This is a genomic window from Lunatimonas sp. (genome assembly GCF_020832325.1).
Lineage (GTDB): Bacteria > Bacteroidota > Bacteroidia > Cytophagales > Cyclobacteriaceae > Lunatimonas.
This window is the reverse complement of the sequence record NZ_JAFIEU010000019.1, coordinates 19,704-41,005: the sequence shown is the minus strand read 5'-3', so window position 1 is coordinate 41,005 and position 21,302 is coordinate 19,704. Positions and strand designations below refer to the sequence as shown.

Annotated in this window: 13 protein-coding genes; 5 read left to right on the top strand and 8 right to left on the bottom strand. The window is 47.3% G+C overall.

The genetic code is table 11. The features are described 5' to 3' along the window. The first annotated feature begins 7 nt into the window (after positions 1–7). Positions 8–370: an ATP-binding protein gene (locus JJU34_RS07335; protein ID WP_228691685.1), complete on the top strand. Its 363-nt coding sequence runs from the start codon at positions 8–10 to the stop codon at positions 368–370. Positions 371–374: 4 nt separating this feature from the next. After that, the gene (locus tag JJU34_RS07330; RefSeq protein WP_228691684.1) at positions 375–773 is read left to right on the top strand and encodes a response regulator; all 399 of its coding nucleotides are present in this window, start codon (positions 375–377) and stop codon (positions 771–773) included. 127 nt (positions 774–900) lie between these two features. Here the strand turns inward: JJU34_RS07330 and JJU34_RS07325 are convergent, their stop codons facing one another. The 7 genes from JJU34_RS07325 to JJU34_RS07295 form a co-directional block, all read right to left on the bottom strand. Further along, on the bottom strand, positions 901–2,955 hold the full coding sequence (locus tag JJU34_RS07325) for an alginate lyase family protein (protein ID WP_228691683.1): 2,055 nt from the start codon (positions 2,953–2,955) through the stop codon (positions 901–903). A 42-nt stretch (positions 2,956–2,997) separates the two neighbouring features. After that, a complete protein-coding gene (locus tag JJU34_RS07320) occupies positions 2,998–3,531 on the bottom strand; it encodes a HEAT repeat domain-containing protein (RefSeq protein WP_228691682.1) in 534 nt (177 codons plus the stop codon). 167 nt (positions 3,532–3,698) lie between these two features. Continuing rightward, positions 3,699–4,145: a lysozyme gene (locus JJU34_RS07315; protein ID WP_228691681.1), complete on the bottom strand. Its 447-nt coding sequence runs from the start codon at positions 4,143–4,145 to the stop codon at positions 3,699–3,701. A gap of 49 nt (positions 4,146–4,194) precedes the next feature. Then, positions 4,195–5,082, bottom strand: a complete 888-nt coding sequence (locus tag JJU34_RS07310) for a dienelactone hydrolase family protein (RefSeq protein ID WP_228691680.1) — start codon at positions 5,080–5,082, stop codon at positions 4,195–4,197. A gap of 103 nt (positions 5,083–5,185) precedes the next feature. Beyond that, a complete protein-coding gene (locus JJU34_RS07305) occupies positions 5,186–5,911 on the bottom strand; it encodes a 4'-phosphopantetheinyl transferase superfamily protein (RefSeq protein ID WP_228691679.1) in 726 nt (241 codons plus the stop codon). Continuing rightward, on the bottom strand, positions 5,912–13,192 hold the full coding sequence (locus tag JJU34_RS07300; RefSeq protein ID WP_228691678.1) for a non-ribosomal peptide synthetase: 7,281 nt from the start codon (positions 13,190–13,192) through the stop codon (positions 5,912–5,914). A gap of 10 nt (positions 13,193–13,202) precedes the next feature. Then, positions 13,203–18,164, bottom strand: coding sequence for a polyketide synthase (locus JJU34_RS07295; RefSeq protein ID WP_228691677.1), 4,962 nt, complete (start codon positions 18,162–18,164; stop codon positions 13,203–13,205). 514 nt (positions 18,165–18,678) lie between these two features. On the opposite strand from JJU34_RS07295, the gene JJU34_RS07290 reads away from it, so the two are divergent. The 3 genes from JJU34_RS07290 to JJU34_RS07285 all read left to right on the top strand — a co-directional run bounded on the left by JJU34_RS07290 (position 18,679) and on the right by JJU34_RS07285 (position 20,776). Beyond that, entirely contained in the window at positions 18,679–19,920 is a 1,242-nt protein-coding gene (locus JJU34_RS07290) for an MFS transporter (RefSeq protein ID WP_228691676.1), read from the top strand. Positions 19,921–19,984: 64 nt separating this feature from the next. Continuing rightward, the gene (locus tag JJU34_RS21780; protein ID WP_366512681.1) at positions 19,985–20,224 is read left to right on the top strand and encodes a CDGSH iron-sulfur domain-containing protein; all 240 of its coding nucleotides are present in this window, start codon (positions 19,985–19,987) and stop codon (positions 20,222–20,224) included. 135 nt (positions 20,225–20,359) lie between these two features. Then, positions 20,360–20,776: an outer membrane insertion C- signal gene (locus JJU34_RS07285; RefSeq protein WP_228691675.1), complete on the top strand. Its 417-nt coding sequence runs from the start codon at positions 20,360–20,362 to the stop codon at positions 20,774–20,776. An 83-nt stretch (positions 20,777–20,859) separates the two neighbouring features. Here JJU34_RS07285 and JJU34_RS07280 read toward each other — a convergent pair whose 3' ends face one another. Next, a complete protein-coding gene (locus JJU34_RS07280; protein ID WP_228691674.1) occupies positions 20,860–21,285 on the bottom strand; it encodes a (deoxy)nucleoside triphosphate pyrophosphohydrolase in 426 nt (141 codons plus the stop codon). Between the last annotated feature and the right edge of the window lie 17 nt (positions 21,286–21,302).

Below are 21,302 nucleotides of genomic sequence, written 5' to 3'. Positions count from 1 at the left end.
CATCGAAATGGATTTTGAGGAAGCTCCTAAGGTACTGTTTCCGCAAAAATACCTGGATAGCGCGCTGGCAAACCTGATCAGCAATTCCCTCAAGTACAAATCCCCAACCAGAAAACCGGTCATTCGAATTCAATCCACCACCAAAAGTGGAAAATTTCTACTTTCCGTCGCCGACAACGGGCTAGGGATAGATACCAAGCTACATAGAAAAAACCTATTTAAGATTAGAAAGACTTTTCACCCACACAAGGACGCCAAGGGGTTTGGGCTATTTATGACCAAAACTCAAATCGAGGCGATGGGAGGAAGTATTTGGGTAGAAAGTGCTCCCGACCGGGGAAGTACTTTTTTTATTGAAATAACCCCCTAGTATTATGGAGCGAATCAAAAACTTGACGCTGGTAGATGACGATGATGTGTTTGTCTACCTGACAAAAAAAACCATCAAGCAAACGAACTTGGTGGATCTTGTTAAAGTGTTTGGCAATGGCCTTGACGCCATTAATTTCCTGAAAGAAAACAAAGGAAATGCAGAGGTACTCCCAGAAGTAATGTTTTTGGATTTGAGTATGCCCATTATGGATGGATGGCAATTTTTGGATGAGTTTCAAAAATTATATCATCTGCTTCCCAAAAAAATCACCATCTACATATGTTCTTCCTCCATCTCACCCGAAGATATTGCCCTGGCGAAATCCATCTCTCAAGTCTCTGAATTTATTATCAAACCCATTCACAAAGAAAAGTTGATAGATATCATCAAAAACCTATAGGCCGCGGCAATTTAGTTAATTACGATCGGCCATTGTTTTTCATGTTGTGAAGGTGTAACCTGCTCCGATTCACGGAACGGAAGAAAATGCCAATTTACCTCCATTAGGTAGATTCGATGCAATTAATTTAGCGACGCAGTATCCCAACCCCATCTGTACCTTTCTGCGGAATGGTTAACACCCATCTGTCTCCAGCTACCTCCACCTCCAATTTAATGGCCTCCTCCGTTGATTCCGATATGGCTGCGCTTGCCGCAACTCCAGGCTTTTCGGATGGCACCAATACCCAAACAAACTGTGAGTTTTCCGAAATAGGCATTTGGTAAATTGACGTAGTATTGGGACCATATACATTGTATTCTGGACTATACCAACCCTGAATGACCGGATCTTCCTGACCTCGTACTTGGTCAATGCGCCATCCACTTGGTCCCACTGGCACAATAGTTAGATTACCGAATGAATTATTGGTTTGGATCCTGTTTCCATCAATCAGGGGATCGCAATCGGGGTGCCAATGCCACAATGCCTCTACAGTGCGTGGTCTATCTGTAAACACCCGGTCTACCACCACCCAGAAATGATCCCTTACATACATCATGGATCGGGCATGGGAAGCTTCACCCTCTAAGTCCAAAAAACTATCGAACATGCCATAGGCGAAATCAAAGTCCTCGGTAATGACTACATCCTCTTCCGTTAGGGGGTTTTGTGCATGGGTAGGTCCCCTTCCCTGTCCCTTACCATCTAGTAGCAATAGGTTATGCCCTGCACTACTTAGTGCATAGGGTCGAAATTTCTCTGCCACTGCCCCTGTATAAGCAAATCGGCCAGCATCCACCAACAGGTCCCTGCCATAGGCCGCTATTGAGAGGTGTAACTTGTCATTATGTTGGTGTCCGCTGCCCCAAGGACCCACATCAAAAAAAGACCAATGGGCATGGGGACCATATCCGTTTCTGGAGATCAACTGACCTGCCCAGGGGAAAAAGAACGATGGCCCCCCAGCAGGAATCGATCCGCGCAATCCATTGGTGGCGATATATTCCCAATCCGCCGCTTGGTATTTCCGGGCCCCTGCCAAAATCAATTCTCGGTCGCTGCCTCGATCGCCATCATTGTTGAGTATGCGATGCCCATCCGGTCTTACTGCATGCGCAATATACCGATACATATCACGGATGGTGTTTTCGAAATAGGCAGGTAAGGAGCGACCGGCCTTTTCACAAATCTCCTTAAACAACTCAAAATTATGCAGGGAGACGTTGTGGTAATGGGATGCCAGCTCCGTCTGAACACCATCTGGATACACCTGGTCGCGCATACTTGCTACCATGGCATCGATGGAATAATCCAACCACGCACCCGAATCCTGTAACTCCGGAAAATAGGCCGCTATCGTAGACAAAGCCGAAATCTCCATCGTCAACCAGTTGTTTCCCCCATGAAAACTCCGATTATAGTGGGCATGATCCGGCAAACTCCTTAAAATGAGCAGGCGGGTGGCATCAGAAAGGTGAGTACTGTTACTCATTCCGTAAAATACCCGCGTCCAAACTTTGGCCCTCGCGGCTACCTCCAATCCTCTCCAAATCGACTCGTTACCCTTCTCGGCGGGGTAAGGCATGCTTTTTAGAATGAAGTCCTTGAGAAACTCGTCTACAAACCGTGCATATTTGACATTACCTGTTTCAAAATATACGTTCATCACGCGTGCCAACTGAGTGTGGCGATTGGATAGCCAAGCCCATTCCCGATCGTTATTTGGACCTTTGTAATACCAATCGCGGTGGCCATCGGCACCCAAAGGAACCGCACCCCGTACATTTTGAATAGTGAAAACATAATTCAACAAGGTGTCTGCTTCTGCGTCCATAACGGCCGATGGGGTGGGGATATCCCGCGCTAATTCCCTCGCATTTTCGGATACCCTATAGTAACGAAGTAGGGCCTCGGCCGCAATGACCCAATCCCCTTTTTCATAGGCCATTTTGACACTTTCCAAACCAGGATAATCCAAGTCAAACGGTTCAAAGACCTCCTGGACCAATGCGGGATAGGCATCAAAAAGCTCGGATATGGATTGAATATTCTTCCAAGACTGTTGCCCTTTGGCAGTAGTAGTAACTGCCAGCAGGGAAACCACTGCGGCAATGGCATACAGGCGAATATTTTTTATCATGGGTTTACGTTTAAATCTTCGTTGGATCTTCCTGGGTGGCGATTAATCATCGAGCAACGCTTTAATCTCGCGAAGAATTTCTTCGCCCTCCGTCCTTTTTAGTTCAAAAGCCTCGTCGCTTGATGCATTGTTGAGAAAATGATTCCAGTGCTTTTCGGCCTTTTTTAGTGTTCGGGGAGTAATGTCAAATTCCATGTAGTCCAAATAGCTACCTGCAAGTGTTGACGCCTTAAAATTTCCAAAGAGAAAAACCCGAAAAACATCCACAAAATGTTCGCTAAGGTCAAAATCCTCCAACAAGGACACCAGTCCACCATTTTTATCTCTATTTGCAGGACGATGAATGGCAGCAAACACTGAATCCAGTACATCCTCCCGATTTTCCATCAAAGAAAGTGCTTTGACTGCCAAATAAGCATTTTCCATATCCTCTCCTCCAACTATCTCCAAAAGCCTTTCTTTCACTTCATCCGTACCGATTTTGGCCAGCTTCTCAGCGAAATACAAGGGGGTTTCCGTGCCTTTGTCCAGAAAACGGACAAATAGTCCATCCAAATCCACATGGTTATCACTCATCCTCAATTTTTTACTTGATTTACATTCATTTTCACGCGGAGATCTCACCCTGAATCCACATTGGTGTCACAAGGCGAAAAGAAGAAATCGCACTGCTTTTTGAGCGTTATTTTAACATGGCTTCCCTCTTTGATTCGGATGCAAGGACCAAACGATGATAGTTGGGATTAGCTGGAAAAATACAGGTTGGCCTCTGCCTCTCGTCTCCTAACCAACCCTTGTAGCACCTGCCCTCCAGCTCTCGTCCACTTTAAAAACTCGTCCCGAATAGTTGGGTCACCCGGGTTTGCATTTACCTTTTTCAACAGCGTAGAACGCTGCAGACTTCCCAGCCCTAGGTTATACGCAAAACAGACAAGGGCACTGTATTGGTTATCCGTCAGTTGAGCGGTAACCACCCTACGGACCCCCTTGGCAAAGTCGTTCGCGATATTCAGAAAAAGCTCATCGGCCCTTTCCTTGGTGATGGCATCCCCCATTTTTACAGGCTGACCGTTTTCATACTTTGTATTGCCCCAGCCAATGGTAGGGATTTTGGCTGGACACAGATAGGCCTGTAGTCTCAGCCCCTCGAACTCGTGCATCAGCGCGATACCTTTTTCGTTCAAATTCATGGCAACTACGGTTAAGGGTTGATGAAATATTTACACTATTTAGCTCATTTTAGCCTAAATGCTGCCGAAAGAACGCCACAGTCCTACCCCAAGCAAGTTCCGCCGCTTCTTTATCGTACCTCGGAGTGGAATGGTTGTGAAAGCCGTGGTTTACCGCAGGATAAAAATGAACTTCGTAACCAACCCCATTCGCCTTAAGCGCCTCCTCATACGCAGGCCAGCCCTCGTTCACTCGTGTATCCAATTCTGCATAATGCAATTGTAGCGGCGCCTTAATGTGGGCTGCATCTTCAGCAGTTGCCTGCCCTCCATAATAGGGCACCGCTGCACCCAAATCCGGGATTCTGGCAGCCATCATATTGGAAATCCAACCTCCAAAACAAAAGCCCACTACGCCAACTTTGCCGATACACTGGGGTTGTGTTTTTAGGAATTCATAGCCAGCAATAAAATCCTGCAACATGTCTTCTCTGTCCCGCTTTGCCTGCATGGTACGTCCTTCGTCATCTGTACCGGGATATCCGCCAAAGGGTGTCAGTGCATCGGGCGCAAAGGCCACAAAACCATCCAATGCCGCCTGGTGAGCGGTGTCTTCTATGTACGGATTTAGTCCACGGTTTTCGTGAACGACCAAAACTCCTGGCAGCTTTCCGGTTGCATTTGCTGGTCTGGTGAGCAATCCCTTCATGGTTCCAGCTCCCTTTGGTGAATCATAGGTGACATACTCGGAAATCAATCGGGGATCCCGCTGATCAAAACGCCTTGCTTGCGCGTAATTTGGCATCAAAAACTCCAGCAATGCCGACACAGTAATACCTCCTACCGCATACGCGGAAAGACGGCTGACAAAATCCCTCCGATCTATCTTGCTGTGAACATACTCGTCGTAAATATCAAATACTTCTTGGCTTACGTCTTCTTTCTTAATTGGCTTCATGCTTACTTGTTGGCGTGGTTGTGAGAATAATTCCTTATGTATTAGGCAGGAATATACATAAAACCAATCAATTACTGTCAAAATCACCCCAGAAAAAATCGGTTCAATCTCCCAAAAATGAAAAATCCACCCCATAGCAGGCCGTTGGACAAGCAATACTTATCCGAAAACGTCCAGCAAAGGTATAGCTGTTGACTTGCCAAGTACCCGATGACAGGCGTTTCGAACCCATATCGCGTACATGGCTGGTACGTATGGAAGGAACCGTATGCAAGTCATCTACCAATCCAATACCCACCGCTTTCAAAACCGCCTCCTTCCTCGTCCACAGCAAAAAGAAAGCGTCCGCCGAATCCCGGGCATTGGAAATATAGCGGGATTCCTCCGGCGAAAAATAATGCCCAACAATATCCTGATAGGCGAACGTGGGATTAATTCGCTCTATATCTACCCCTATGGGGAAATCAGCCAATGCTATTAATACGACTCTTCCCGAATAACTAAGATTAAAGTTTACCCGTTGGTTTCCGCACAAACCTAGCTTTCCGTGATGATCTCTTTCAAAACACAAGCTGCCCGGATCCAAGTTAAGTGCGGCACCTAGCACTTGACGAAGAAAAAATCTCCCCATCAAATGCCGCTTTACCAGCCAGTCAAATGCATAGGAATTTGCCTTCTTCCGTTCCTCAACAGAAACCACATCCAGGTAGTTGATCGGAAGCGGCACCACTTCGGTATCCACCATAAAAAGCTTAACCCCTGGGGTATCGCCTGACCCGAGCGTGGCAGGAAATTCCCCATGGTCCGCAAATCGAAACTCCGCAGCCATTCAATCCTTGAGTATGCGTCGTAGGTTCTCTGCAAGCAACTCCACGTTTCCGTCTTCAAACATGGCTACATGCTCTCCGGCTGCTTGCACAACCTGTATTCGGTCTGCAAAAGGCTTCCACCCCAAATACTTCAGATCGGTTTCATAGAAATCCCAAATTCCTGCGCGAAAGAAATACACTTCCCCGTCGTATTTACGGGCTTGATAATTGTAGGCTGCACGCTTATTTATCGCGATGATTCGTTCCTGAGTAGCCATAATTCCTTCCTTGTCTACTGCTTGCGTCCTGCCCAGTAACTTCATTAACGCAGCCTTCTTTTTTCGGTAGGAGCTTACCTTTTTGTTTTTGAAAACCCTGGGGTGCCTCAATAACAAATTCAATTCAATGGCACGTTTGCCGATCTCGTCCCGTATGGCCACCCAAGCCCGCTCCTTAAAAGTGGTGGGTTTTTTATGCTGATTCGCGTAGGTATCAAAAAGAATCAGCTTGTCAACTTGCTTTCCCATACGGGTCAGCTGCTGTGCCATTTCAAAAGCGATGACTCCCCCAAAAGAATACCCGGCCAAAATATAGGGGCCGTATGGATTCTGGTCCAATATTTCGGATAAGTAATATGCAGCCATCTCCTCGATCGTCTCGAAGGGCTCGTCTACCCCATTCAAGCCCCTTGCCTGTATGCCGTAGATGGGCTGATCTAGATCCAATTTACCCACTAATTTGTAAAAAGGTGTCACATTCAGTCCGCCACCATGAACGATATAAATGGGCTTTTTCGTCCCTTCCGGCTTGATGGCTACCAGTGAATCCCATTTGATGGACTCTTTGTTTGCCCCCAGCTGACCAGCGAGCTGCTCTACCGTCGGATAATTGAAAAGTGTAATCAATGGTAAGCGGATACCGGTCTCCTTTTCTATCTCAGCCATCACCTTGATACCTATCAAGGAATAGCCCCCTAGTTCAAAGAAATTATCCCTGACGCTTATCACTTTCTGATTAAGCCATCTTGCCCAAATTTCGCAAAGCAATCGCTCGTTTGTCGTCTTTGGGGGAATGTAGTCCTCGCTTCCAAAGACATAATCGGATGCCTCAACCTGGGGAAGTCTCTTGCGGTCTATCTTTCCACTGGAAGTTTTTGGAAAGGCGGAAATGGCTACCAATATCTTGGGATGCATGTAGGCGGGCAAGCTGCCCTTTAATTCGCTCAGAATTAGCCCAGCTTCCGTAGTTGATAGGTCCGAAATAACCGCTTCCGATATTGGTTGAGTGTCCTTGCCCAATTGTTTCATAGACTGTTTGCCCAAAGATGCGGTTTGTATATAGCCAACCAGTTCCTGTTGACCGATCCCGTTCGTTTGGACTTTTACCACAGATTGAACCACAAAGGGGAGGGAATTTATCACCGTTTCTATCTCTCCCAGCTCCACTCTAAAGCCACGGATCTTCACCTGATGGTCTCCGCGTCCCAAGAAGTCTAGGTTACCGTCCCAAGTCAACTTAGCCAGGTCACCGGTCCTGTAAATCCTAAAAGTATGACCTTGAAAATCGACCCAATTACAAAACTTTTCCCGGGTAAGCTCTTCGGAACCAAGGTAATGGTCAGCGAGCGGAAATCCAGCCACGCAAAGTTCCCCAACCTGGCCCAATCCAACTTCCTCTGATCCCGGACCCAATATGCAAATGGTGGTATTGTTAATAGGTCTTCCTATCCCAGGTAGGGATGGCCAAGCACTGGGATCCCCGTCTAACCGTAGCTCGGTCACCACGTGGGTTTCAGTAGGACCATATTGATTAAACAAGACCGCACCTGGAAGCTGCTTAAAGAAAGCCACTACTTGCGGGGTAACTTGCAATTGCTCTCCTGCCGTCATCACCTCCCGCAGAGACACGGGAAACAAACCCCTGTTAACTGCTGCCTCACACAGCGCCTGCAGTGCTACAAATGGCTGAAACAGGCGATTGACTGCTTGATCCACCAATTTATCCAATAGCCGATTTGCATCCAAGCGGTCTTCGTCTGAAATCAACACCAACGTGCCTCCACTGCACCAAGTAGCGAATATTTCCTGAAAGGACACGTCAAACGTAATCGGGGAAAACTGTACTGTCTTCCATTCCCTACCTGCCACAGAGGCCCCTAATTGCCAATGTATCAAGTTTGACAATGCTCTGTACCCCATACATACGCCTTTGGGACTGCCTGTGGAACCGGAGGTATGAAGCACATAGACAATTTGGGAGTCATCGGCTGGTCTTCCTAGGGCACTGGTATCGTAATGAGCAATTTTAGACGAAATATCCACGTCGTAAACAACCTTTTTATCATCAAAGACCCAGCTTCTGTCCCGCTTCGAAAGGATCAACTTCAGGTCGGCATGGTCTATAATCGTCTGCACGCGATCTAGCGGATAGGTAACATCCAACGGAACATAGGTAGCTCCCGCTTTTAAAATACCCAAAAGTGCCAGCAGTTGCTCTGGAGTTCGATCTAGGTACAATCCAATCCGGTCATTTGGCTGAATTTGGCTGGAAATCAGGAATCTGGCAAACTGGTTGGAACGTTTATCCAACTCCTCATAGGTCAGGGAAACTTGGTCCAAGACCATTGCCACTTGGTTTTCAGCGGTTTTTGCGATTTGCGCAAATCGCTCCAAAAAGCCGGATTCCAACGCCGTTGATGCGCCAGCTATTCTAGCCGGGCGAAACCCTTGGTCATACAATAGCGGCATATCGTCCAGCCGAATATGCGGATCAGCGACTATAGTCTCGGCTATTTTCAAGAAGTTCCTGTGCCACCTTGCGATCGTGCTGTCTGAAAACAATGCGGTTTGAAAACCCCAGTTGAACCAAAGACCCTGTGCATCCTCGCTTACATTCAGTACTATCTCAAAATTTTCAAAGCTCCGTGGATTGCTAATCAAACGAACATCCATACCCGGATAGAGAGAATTTAAATCCTCTGCCTTTTCGTAATTCAGCACAAATGATATCAAAGGAGCTCGTCCCGTATCTCTTCTGACGTTAAAATCCTTTAATATACTACCGTAGGTATAGGACTGATGCTGAAAATCAGCTAAAATTTCCTGCTTTCTCTTATCGAGGTAGTCCCGAAAAGAGAGTTCACCGCTAAGTTCCGCTCTTATGGGCAACATATTTACGCAGTGGCCCACCATGTCGTGGTACGCGACTTGCTCCAAATGGCCCGCTACAGGCATGCCCGTCACCACCTCGGACTGACGGCATACTCGATACAACAAAACCTCAAGAACCACCCGGAGAAACGTCGCAGTGTTTGCACCTAGGTGCTTGGAACTGTTTGTCAAATGGGAAGATTCTGCAAAGGAAACGAAGAAATCCGTTCGTTTGCTGGCGAAACTACGGGTGGGAAGGCGCTCACGATCCGTTGGCAACTCCAAAACAGGAAGGCCATCCTGAAATTTGGACTTCCAATAAGCCCCGGTGGCCCGATACTCCTCTGTATGGTAGTATGCTTGCTTTTCCGTTGCAAACCTACTGAAAGCAGGCGGAAACGTTTGTGACAACGCCTCTCCTTTGATAAGCCTACGGTAATGGTCACCGAGCTCCCTAAATAAATTGTCAATAGACCAACCGTCACATACGATGTGATGCACCATGATGGTGAACAAATGGGTATTTCCCGACAACTTGATGAGCGAAAATTTAGTCAAGGGGCCATTTTGCAGATCAAAAACCTGATTCACACCCTCCTGCTTGAAACGGTCGAGAAAGTATTGGATTTCGGTAGGGGAATATGCAGAAATATCCCGGTATTCATATGGGTTTGATGGCTTTGCGCTTACATGGATCTGCATGCCATCATCCGAAAAGGTGGCCCGAAGTAACTCGTGCCGTTGAAGGTAAGCCAGTGCTTGCTCAAATGCCGGAACATTTAAATGACCTTTCAGCTCCAACGAAAAAGATAGATTATAAGCCCTGTTCGCGTCTTCGCCTCCCAGCAAACAGGCAGCAAATATTTCCGCCTGAGGTTCCGTGGCCTCAAAGGTAAGATCGGCCATCTCCGGCATCTCGACGGGGGTAATGAAATCCTCCACTGGATTTTCCGGAATAACCTCCTGTAAAGGCAAAACATGGGAGCAGAAATCTCCGAAAACAGGATATTGAAAAACAGTGATGACGGGAATTTTCCTCGACTGGAGCTGCTCCAGCTTGGCTATCATTTTTACCGCGGTAAGGGAATGACCTCCCATGTCAAAAAAATTGTCTTGCTTCTTTACCTGTGGAAGGCCCAGGGTCTCTGCCCAGATGGAGGCTATTTTACCTTCCTCATCGTTAAGCGTGTCATCAAACTCCTGCCCCAACTGCACAATCTCGTTAGGGTTGGGAAGTGCTGCCCTGTCTATTTTTTTATTAGGCGTCAATGGAAAATCTTCCATCATCACCCATCCGACTGGGACCATATAGGGAGGTAGCACCGCTTTTAGTTGGTTTCTCCAGACATTTTGATAGGCTTCGAAAAGCTGCTGATCCAGGGTAAGCGGTTTGACAAAGGCCACGAGCCTGTCATCCCCCGGTCCGTAACTTCGTACGCCCACAACGGCCTGCTTAATACCTTCAAGCTTCTGCAAAGCGTACTCAATTTCTTCCAACTCGATCCGATATCCCCGGATTTTCACCTGATTGTCCAGTCTGCCCAAGCATTGAAAGTCACCGTTAGGAAGCAATACTGCAAGGTCTCCGGTTTTGTACATACGGCTGCCTAAAGCTTCCGAAAATGGATCCATCAAAAAGCGCTCGGCGGTCAATTCGGGAAGATTTAGGTAACCTAAAGCAACCCCTGCGCCACCTATGAAAAGCTCTCCTGGCTCCCCATTGTTGACCGGCCCTCCTACCGCATCCAACAAATAAAATACCGTGTTGCCAATCGGCTTTCCAATGTTGACTCCATTCTCAGATAGGCTGATCTTCTTTAGGGACGACCAAACCGTGGTCTCCGTTGGGCCATAACCATTCCATAATTCCTTAACTCTTGGCAAAAGCTTCTCTGCCAAATCCTTTGCCAAGGCCTCTCCAGTGGAAATTGCCCGCAAGCTGGACTGAAAACCCCAACCCTCTTGCAGCATCAATCTCCAAGTGGGCGGCGTTGCCTGTAACACGGTGATGCCATTTTCCTGTACGGCTGATACCAAGCGCTGCCCATCCTTAGCCAACTTGCTATCTGCAATGACGACAGAAGCGCCCGAAACCAATGGAAACAGCAGCTCATTAATAGAAATGTCAAAAGAGATAGTTGAAACGGCCAGCCATTTATCCGACAGAGTCAAAACCAGCTCTTCCCTAAGGCTCAACAGTAGGTTTGTTAGGTTTTTGTGGGTGACCATCACCCCCTTGGGACGTCCAGTGGAACCGGAGGTATAAAGAATATAGGCCACTTGATCAGGGCCTACCGTCATGACGGGGAAGGAAGGATCTTCCGAGGGAAGCATCTGAACTGCTTCCTCCAGCACAATCATTTCAGCAGAGTTTGACAAGGAGAGGTGGCTCCCCCCTTTATTGACAAATACTAACTGGGCGTTTGCGTTTTCCACCATGTAAGAGAGGCGCTCCGACGGAAACTCCGGATCCAACGGCAAATAGGTGGCCCCAGTCTTTAAAATGGCGATAACGGCAACCAGCATATCCAGTGAGCGGTCCACCGCCAATCCTATCACCGAATCAGGTCCCGCACCTCGACGTATAAGATAGTTGGCCAATTGGTTGGAAACACGATCCAATCCTCGGTAATCCATGTCATGGTTGCCAAATGCAGCTGCTGGATATTCCGGATACCTTTGAGCGGTTTCGTGAAAAAGCTGCTGAAAAGGTCGCTCCATGGAGTAGCTACGCGGATTGGCAACGGCAAACATCGTCTTCTCCTCACGCATTGCACCCCCTATCGGAATATCTCTAATCATGACCGCTGTATTAGCATTTACCGATTCAAAAATAACCAGTAAACTTTCCATCAACCGATTGATGGTGCTGGGCAAAAACAAATCCGAGTTATACGTCCACTCAAATGAAAAACCGGTAGGCGAACCTACTACATTTAAGAATATTTCAAAGTTTTCGTACGCCCGGAGGTCATTTGACATGCTTGAGCTAAGTCCTCCAAATGAAAGACCTTCGCCCGACTCCAAATCAACATTCAATACAAACGGGACAAGCGGTACCCTCGAAAAATCCCGGAAGCGCTGCATACCACCAAGGAGTTTGCTGAAAGTGAAATTCTGATGATCCAAATCATCGAGCAGCGCCTTCCTGCGTTCCTGCAAATAGCTCAAAAAAGAAACCTCCTTGGGAACAATGCTCCTGATAGGCAATAGGTTCACGCAATGCCCTACCAAGCCAAAATCCCCATTTACCACCTGGCCGGCTGCGGGCAATCCGATCACCACATCAGCTCTACCGCACACACTGGCCAGAGACACCTCCATACCGGCCAAAAGTAAGTTTACAAAGCTGCATCCATTTTCCTGCACAATCCTACGTAGGCTGGCAGCTAGACGTGCCTCTAATCGATAGATTTCCCTTGCAGCACGGTAGGTTCTCAATGAAGGACGTGAAAAATCCAGGGGCAAAGGTAGGTCGGTGGTATACCCGCCAAATTTTTCCTCCCAATAGCGCTGGGTTTCTTTACCTTCCTCCGATCGCTCGAATTGCAGCAAGCTCTTCGCATAGTCGGAAAAATCCGGCTCGCTGTTTACCAAAGGGTTTTTACCTTGCGATAGCAGGGAATAGTTACGGGCCAACTCCTCAACGATCACATTCAATGACCAGCCGTCGCAAATGATATGATGAGCCGTAATATTGAGCAGAAAATCCTCTGGTTCCCTTTTTATGACCGTGAAGCGAACCAATGGCCCCTGCTGGAGATCGAAGGCACGCAACGCATTGCGCTGGTAAAAATCCGCTATCTCCTTTTCCGTTACTTCTGGTTGCAACACACTGAAATCCAACTCCTCAACCACCAAGTCACCCTTTTGACTGACGATGATGTTTTCCCCATTACCACTGATCTTGCTGCGTAGCAACTGATGCCCCTGTAGCAGCACGGAAAGACCTTGCCTTAATAGGTCGATTCTCAGGCTTCCCTTTAGCTGAACGGTAATGGCCTGATTGTAGGCCAAGTTTGCCTCTTCACCGCCCACCTTGCAGGCTAGCCAGATTTCCCGTTGTGGTGGGATCACTGGGATTATCCGTTCGATGGGATTGCCCTCAAATGGGTTGAAACCTATGGGTTTTGCTTGCGCTGATTCGTTCATCACGAAAAAATTAAGTTAACTGTAAGTAATTCCCCGGATTTTTTTCATCTTCCAAAAACCAAGCTGGGTTGCCGCTTTGGTCGAGGCCCAGCTTGGCGTTGGGCACGGGAGGGCAACTTGAATCAAAAGAGGTAGATGCAGGCTGTACATCGGTATTTTTTTCGGCTACGGTCTCTGACCGGGTGGTTTCCCTTAGATAGGCCAATAACTGGCCGGGAGAAGAAAACTGTTCGCTGAGTTGCCTGAATGAAACAGGTACCTGAAAGGCTTTTTTAAGTGTAAAGGCCAATTGCGTTAGCAGCAAGGAGTCAAATCCTTGCTGGACAAATGACCCATCCATTTGAATACTAACCGCGGGCAATCCAGAGGCATTTTCCAATATTTCCATCAATTTCCCTTTGATGGGATCCAAGTGTCCGTGGGGCGCGGACACTGTTTTTTCCTCTGGAACCTTGGTTCCCACCGGAATGGCTGAGTGGGTTTTCGCTGGTTCGGAATCTACCCTGAATCTGCCTGGCTCTACCCAACAACGGATTTGCTCAAATGCATAATGCGGCAATTTACAGGTTGCCGGCTTATTGCTGCCATAAAATGCCTTCCAATCGGGTAGGTGTCCTTCAAGCCACAGTTGCCCCAAAACCTGAAGCAAAGAGCTGGAGTCTGCAGCACCACTGCGGTCCATGGAATGAAAAATCCCGCCCACGTTTCGGCCTATTTGTTGCCTGGCAAGCGCACTGGTAACTGTACCCGGGCCTACCTCCAACACCAAAGGGCTCTCCATCATGGCAACTGTGGCCAATGCATCACTGAAACGTACCGTTTGCCGGAGGTGATTGGCCCAATAAGTGGGATCCATCGCCTCTGCATCCTTGATCCAAGTTCCAGTTACGGTCGATACGAAGGGTATGGTTGGTTTAGAAAGGGTAACCTGTTGGACCACGGCCAAAAAATCCGGCACAATGGGATCCATCATATGGGAATGAAATGCATGACTAGTGGCCAATACCCGGTTCGGAATCTCCTGCCGGTCCAATGTCTTTGAGAACTCCGAAATAAGATCGTCTTCGCCTGAGACAACCACGGCATTGGGGCTGTTGATCGCTGCTATGGATAGGCCACCTGGTAAGCTGACCTTTAGCTGATCGGGCTCCAGCCGTACAGAAAGCATGCTGCCTTTTGGAAGTTCAGACACCATACTGCCCCGGACAGCGACCAAATACAACGCATCCTCTAGACTCAGCACCCCCGAGAGATGGGCCGCTACAAACTCTCCAATGCTATGCCCGCACATCGTGGACGGCCGCACGCCCCAATGCATCCAGAGTTTTGCCAACGCATAGCTGGTAATAAAAATCGCAGGTTGGGTATATTTTGTATTATGAATCTTTTCTTCATCCAACCGGGCTCCCAAGGCTGGATACAGCACCTGACGGATATCCTCCTTCAAATGCACCTCGAGTAGCTCCGCACAGGTATCCACTGCCTGGCGGTATACAGGCTCCGCCAAATAAAGGCCTTTGCCCATGTTGGGAAATTGGGCACCCTGTCCAGGGAACGTAAACACGATATCTCCAGGCATGTGGGTCAATACCCCGGATTGCATCGCTTCCCCCGATGTATTTTTCAATTGGGAGATCAAGCTGCTTACGGAATCGGCCACCACGAAACTCCTGTGGTTAAACCCTGCCCGTTTGGTATGGAGGGTCGCAGCAATCCTATCAAGTGGTGTGTCCGGGTGTGCTTGCAAAAACGCCAATAGCCGCTCCCGGTATTTCTCAAGACTCCCGTTTGACTTGGCACTCCAACAAATTAACTGAGAATTTCGGAGAGGTGAATCACTCACCTCTGGATTATCAAAGCCTTCAAGCACCAAGTGAACATTGGTGCCTCCTACCCCAAAAGAACTAACCCCGGCCAAACGATTGTCATTATATGGCCAAGGGATGTATTTGGTGTTCACAAAAAATGGCGTTTGTACAAAGTCAATTGCAGGATTTGGTGTGTCGTAACCTATGGAACGGGGAATAAACTTCTTGCTGAGTGCCAAGGCAGTTTTTATGGTACCTGCTACTCCTGCTGCTGCAGTCAGGTGGCCGATATTGCTTTTAACTGAGCCTAGCGCACAATACTGAAATTGATCATCGACGCCAAAAGCGAGTTTTAGCCCTTCTACCTCTATCGGGTCTCCTATGGGCGTGCCCGTACCATGGGCTTCCACATACTGAATCTGCCGAGGGTCGACCTCCGCATCGTCCAGTGCCATGCGGATAGCGCCTGCCTGCCCGGTTGCACTGGGTGCCGTAAAGCTCCCCTTCTCTCCACCGTCGTTATTGATACCGATCCCTTTGATCACTCCATAGATAAAATCGCCATCTTGGACAGCGTCTTCCAAATCCTTCAACAAAACCACCCCTGCCCCATCATTGAACAACGTGCCAGTGGAGCCCTTCTGAAACGGCTTACAATGCCCGTCAGCACTGAGCATGGAACCTTCCTCGTAGCGGTGGCCAACTTTATAGGGCGCGCTGACGGATACGCCTCCGGCAAGGGCCATGGTGCATTTTCGCGAACGTATCGCTTCCACCGCCTGGGCTATGGCCAAAAGAGAAGTGGAACAGGCTGAAAATACACTTACCGCAGGACCCTTCAAATCCAAGTGATAGGCCACTCGGGAAGAGATATAGTCTTTTTCGTTAACCGTGGCTACCTGAAAAGCCCCAACCTGCTGAATCAGTTCAGGGTGATGGATTACATGATTGATGTAATAATTATTGGTGTAACAGCCAGCAAAAACACCGATTTGATCCTGGCCATATTGCGGAAAATAGCCTCCGTCCTCCAATGCTTCCCAAGCAACCTGTAAAAATACCCGCTGCTGCGGGTCCATCAGAGAAGCCAGTTTCGCATTTATGCCAAAAAATCCCGGATCGAAATACTCAACCCCATTGATCACTCCCCTAGCCTTCACATAGGAGGGATCTTTCCTAAGCTGCTCGGTAACCGAAGGGTCCAGTTCCGAATCTTCAAAAAAAGTAATGCTTTCTTCCCCATTCGTCAATACCCTCCAGAAATCTTCCACAGTATCCGCCCCCGGAAAACGACCGGCCATGCCGATGATGGCAATACCTTTGGGAGAATCTCCCGCTGCATGTCCCTTTTTCCTGCTACTTATTTGTTGAGACGGTGGTTCAAAATAAGCAGCCATTCCTCCCACTGTTGGAGCCTGGTATAGCTTGGTGATAGGCAAGCGGCGCCCCAATTGATGATAAATCTCGGCCACTACCTTTTGGGCCAGCAGGGAGTTGCCCCCCAGTTCAAAAAAATGATCGTCTGCACCAATCTGATCAAAGCCAAATACGGTGCGAACAATCTCCGACAATTGCGTTTCCAGCGTTGTTTTTGGCCTGCGAAATAGTGTCTTTAAAGCGGGCCGCTTATGAACCGGAACAGGCAACTGCTTTCGGTCGATTTTCCCACTACTAGTCTTGGGAAGTTCATCCAACTGAATAAAAAAGGAGGGGATCATGTAAGTAGGAAGGGAACGGTTCAGGTGCGCCTGCACGGCCTCTATTTCCAAGTCCCCTTCATCCATTACCAGATAAGCCGCCAAATACTTATTCCCAATTATCTCTTCCCTAGCAACAACAACGGCCTGCCTTACCGATGGCATTTGCATAAGACAAATTTCAATCTCGGATACCTCGATGCGATTTCCTCTGATTTTGACCTGCTGATCCCGCCTTCCCTCAAACTGTATGTTCCCGTCTGGCAGCCAATGGCCCAAATCTCCCGTGCGATACAGTTTGGTGGTTTGGCCATCGCTATCGGTCCAAGAGAGAAACGACATAGCCGTTAGGTCCGGATTGTTGAGGTAGCCATTTGCAACCGAAACACCACTTACGCATATTTCGCCGGTATGACCCAAAGGGACCTCCTGCAATTTCTCATCCAACATATGGATTTTCACACCGGATAGTGGCTTTCCTATACAGGGCAGTTCATCCCAGGTAGCAGGGTCTGCGGGCAACCGGTACTCGGTAGCATAAATACAAGTCTCGGTAGGCCCGTATTTATTGTTAAACCGGCACCCTTCTAAATTTGTAAAAAGCTTCCTTATAGGGGGAGAGATCTTTAACGCCTCTCCGGCAGTCGTGATTTCTTGTAAAGTGGACGGAAAGATTGAGGACCTAACCGCCTCCTCTGCAAAATACTGTAGCTCAACAAATGGCAGGTATAGTCGATTTATCTCTTCTTTCACGATGTAATCCAAAAGTGCCTTTGAGTCCAGACGAAGTTCATCGGAAAGTAAATGGACAGTGCCTCCTGTGACCAGTGGTACAAAGATTTCATCCATGGAAACATCAAAGCCTATATGGCAAAATTGCGCCGACTTCGAACCAATTTTAGCCTCTGAGGTTTGAATGTGGTGCTCCAGAAAATTCACTAAGCCCGCATGTGGTACACAGACTCCCTTTGGAATTCCCGTGGATCCAGAGGTATACAGTATACAGGCGTTGGGCTGGGAAAACTCAGGCGTGGTATTTCTATGGGAAACAAAACGATCCAATGTCAAAGGGATGGCATCAAGTCCCAAAGACCTGAAGAAATCAGCTTCCTCTGGCAAACATAATACAGTTTTTAGGCTTGCATTGCCCAGTATCTGTTCAATTCGAGCTTGGGGGTAGCTAGGATCCAGCGGAACATAGGCCTTTCCTGCCTTTAAAATACCTAACATACCTGCAATTAAGCCCACATTCCGTGTGGTACTCAGTCCAATTAGCTGTTCGCTTGGAAACCTCCGTAATATCTCCCCACTAAAACCATTTGCTTTAGCATCTAATTGCTGGTAGGTGAGTGATTCCGATCGAAAAACTACTGCCTCATGCTCACTCCACTCCCCAACCATGTGTTCCACCATTTCGTGGACAAACAAATTGATTCTTCCTGTCTCCATATCTAACTGTTCTGCCACTAAGAAAAATAAATTAGGGTAAAGCTAGGAAACTGCGTAGACATAAAAAAATTATTTAACGTCATTTTTCAAAATTACTATTTTTTTATAATTATTATACTTTTTTATTACACATAAATAATCAAAATAGATATTATTTTAATTGATTTTTTTTTATTTAATTTTTTTTTTATATTTGTATTAAAACACCAAGTGTTTTTTTATATATTTAAAATACATTTTAATCTATTTTATTATAACCTAATCTTATAGTTTATTAAACGTTGTCATAAATTTACAAACGTTTAAGGCATCAAAAAGAATAAATATTCCCAATCAGGGGCATATCTGTATACCGAAAAGTTTAAAAATATGGCTACCAATGCGTTTAACCATTTAAATACTTTGTCCATCAAATTTTTCGGGAATATTTGATAGTTATTTTCGATGGTAAGTTCAATTTTTTTTATATTGTCGCAACAAATCAGTTAATCAACCTAAAAACATTTTCTAACTCATTCAAAACCCAAAGTCAATGAACGAAAACATTAACCGAAGCGCGCTTTTTAACGGAAGCTGCTTTGCCTTGATCACCACCGCCTTTACGTTCGCTATTCGGGCAGGGATTCTTCCCCAACTTGGAGAGCAGTTTGGCCTCAGTGCCGAGCAGTTGGGCTTTATCAATTCCATGTGGTTTTTGGGATTCCCGATTTCCATGATCATCGGAGGGTTGGTTTATCACACCTTCGGACCTGCCAATATTATGCGGGTCGCGTTTGTTGCCCACACGCTTGGTATCCTGCTCACCATCTACGCTGGCGGATACACCACGCTATTGATCTCCACCCTTTTTATCGGGTTCGGAAACGGGTGTACTGAGGCTGCATGTAACCCCATGATTGCAGACATGTACTCCGGCGACAAAATGAACAAAATGTTGAACAGGTTCCACATGTGGTTCCCTGGAGGCATCATGCTAGGAGCGATCATTTCCAACATTATGACATCCATGGGTGGTGTGATGGGTGCTTGGCAGACCCAAATGTGGGTATTGATGATTCCTACCGTGATCTACGCAGTCCTATTCTACGGAAAAGCATTCCCCAAGCCAAAAGTGGAAGGAGTAACTTCTTTGGCAGAAAACTTCAAGGCGATGATCAGCCCCGTTTTCTTGTTTTTGTTTTTCACCATGGCACTTACCGCCATCACTGAATTCGGACCACAACAGTGGGTAAATATCGTATTGAGCAAAAGCGGTGCAAACGCGATGTTGATCCTTGCGTTGACTACCGGCATCATGGCCGTGGGTCGGTTCTTTGCTGGACCAGTTGTAGCCAAATTGGGCCAAACAGGTGTCCTTCTATCTGGGGCAATCTTAGCTACCATCGGAATCTACCTCTTTAGTGTAGTGACCGGAGGTGTTGCCTACTTTGCAGCGATCATCTTCGCTTTAGGTGTGTGCTATTTCTGGCCGGTTATGATCGGAGCAGTGGCGCAGCGCGTGCCACTGAGCGGCGCGCTGGGTATGTCCATCATCGGTGGCGTGGGTATGTTCTCTACAGCTATCTTCCAGCCCATTATTGGTGGTTGGATTGATGGTAATATGGCCTCAAAATCTGCGCAAGGCCTAACAGGCGAAGAACTGGAATTGGCAGCCGGGCAGGCAACCCTCCTTAACATGGTTGCTTTCCCCGGTATTCTGGTGGTCCTTTTCATCATTTTCTTCTTCTGGCAGAAAAATGTAAAAGCACCCGTGGGTGTAGCAGCTGCACATTAAGTGAAGATCCCCTAAACTACAAAAGGCAGCCAAGAAGATTGGCTGCCTTTTTTTCTATCTGCCAATGAGTGCCTCAAATGACTCCCATAACCCCTGCAAGCCTCTGCGAATACATCTTAAGGCCACCCTGCGAGCGGCTTGGTGCACCTGTGGCCATAGTACCAATTCACCTTTTTGTGATGGCTCTCATCGAAAATCAGAAATGAAACCGTTGAAATTTTTCCCCACCCACACCGGAGAATTCGCAATTTGCACCTGTCAACAGACTAAAACCCCGCCGTTCTGTGACAATAAGTCTTATTAACCGTTCGGATCATTTGCCATTGCTGTAGCCATTACTGCCCATTTTGTAGGCCTAAAACCTTCCCTAACCCACGGGACATCACTAGAATTTGGCAAGAAATTTGATTTTCCTCGTTACAACAACAAATCAACTGATATGAACAAGATTCTTTTGATCACTTCCCTACTTTTTTTCGGCTGGATAGCGACTGCCAACGCACAGATCAGCGCCGGTGTGTATCGACTTAGTTCTAGTACGTTTGCCAGCATCGGTACCGATCCGGATCAAAAAATTTTCGGAGAAGCACGAGTATCTACTGGAAGGAGGGTCGGCATAGAAGGAACCTTCGGTTATAACTTCGTGCAACGGGAGGATGTAAACTTTTACTCGGGATTTCACCTCGGAAATGAGCCTAGGGAAAACCTTTATCTGGGAATACCGTTAGGATTATTTATAAAGCCATTCACTGCCAATCGGCACTTCGGCTTCATGATGGAGGCCAGCCCCATTTTTCCGAGACATTCCGGAAATTATTTCAGGGCTGGAATCGGATTGAAATACGTATTTAGATAGTACAATACCAAACCAACTAATATTTAATACCTAATCAAGCCTAGCGGAAACTATTTCTGCTGGGCTTGTTTGTTTATTCGCACTTAGATTATTTCTGAATCTCTCCCTTTGGCAAGACTTCTACTGACACTAGTTGCTTTCACTTGAGAAAGTACACCCAAGTCTGCCTCCGACCAATCCAATTCGTGCAGCTTTTCCAGCGGTAACCATACCATCTCGGAATGGTCTACCAGCCGAATATTCCCGCTCTTGATCTCTGCCAAAAAAGGAATGAGTCGTATCTGAATGTCCGGGTAGCAATGGTCAACAGGAATCAGCTTCACGCCGATAACTATATCCACATTCAGCTCCTCCAAAATCTCACGTTTCAGCGAATCGGCTTCCGATTCTCCTGCCTTCACTTTACCTCCTGGAAACTCCCACTTTCCAGGGCGAGGCTTATGCATGGATCGCCTGACACTCAGGACAAGGCCACCCTGACAAATCACTGCGCAGGTAACTTCAATCATGTATCGAATGAGCTATC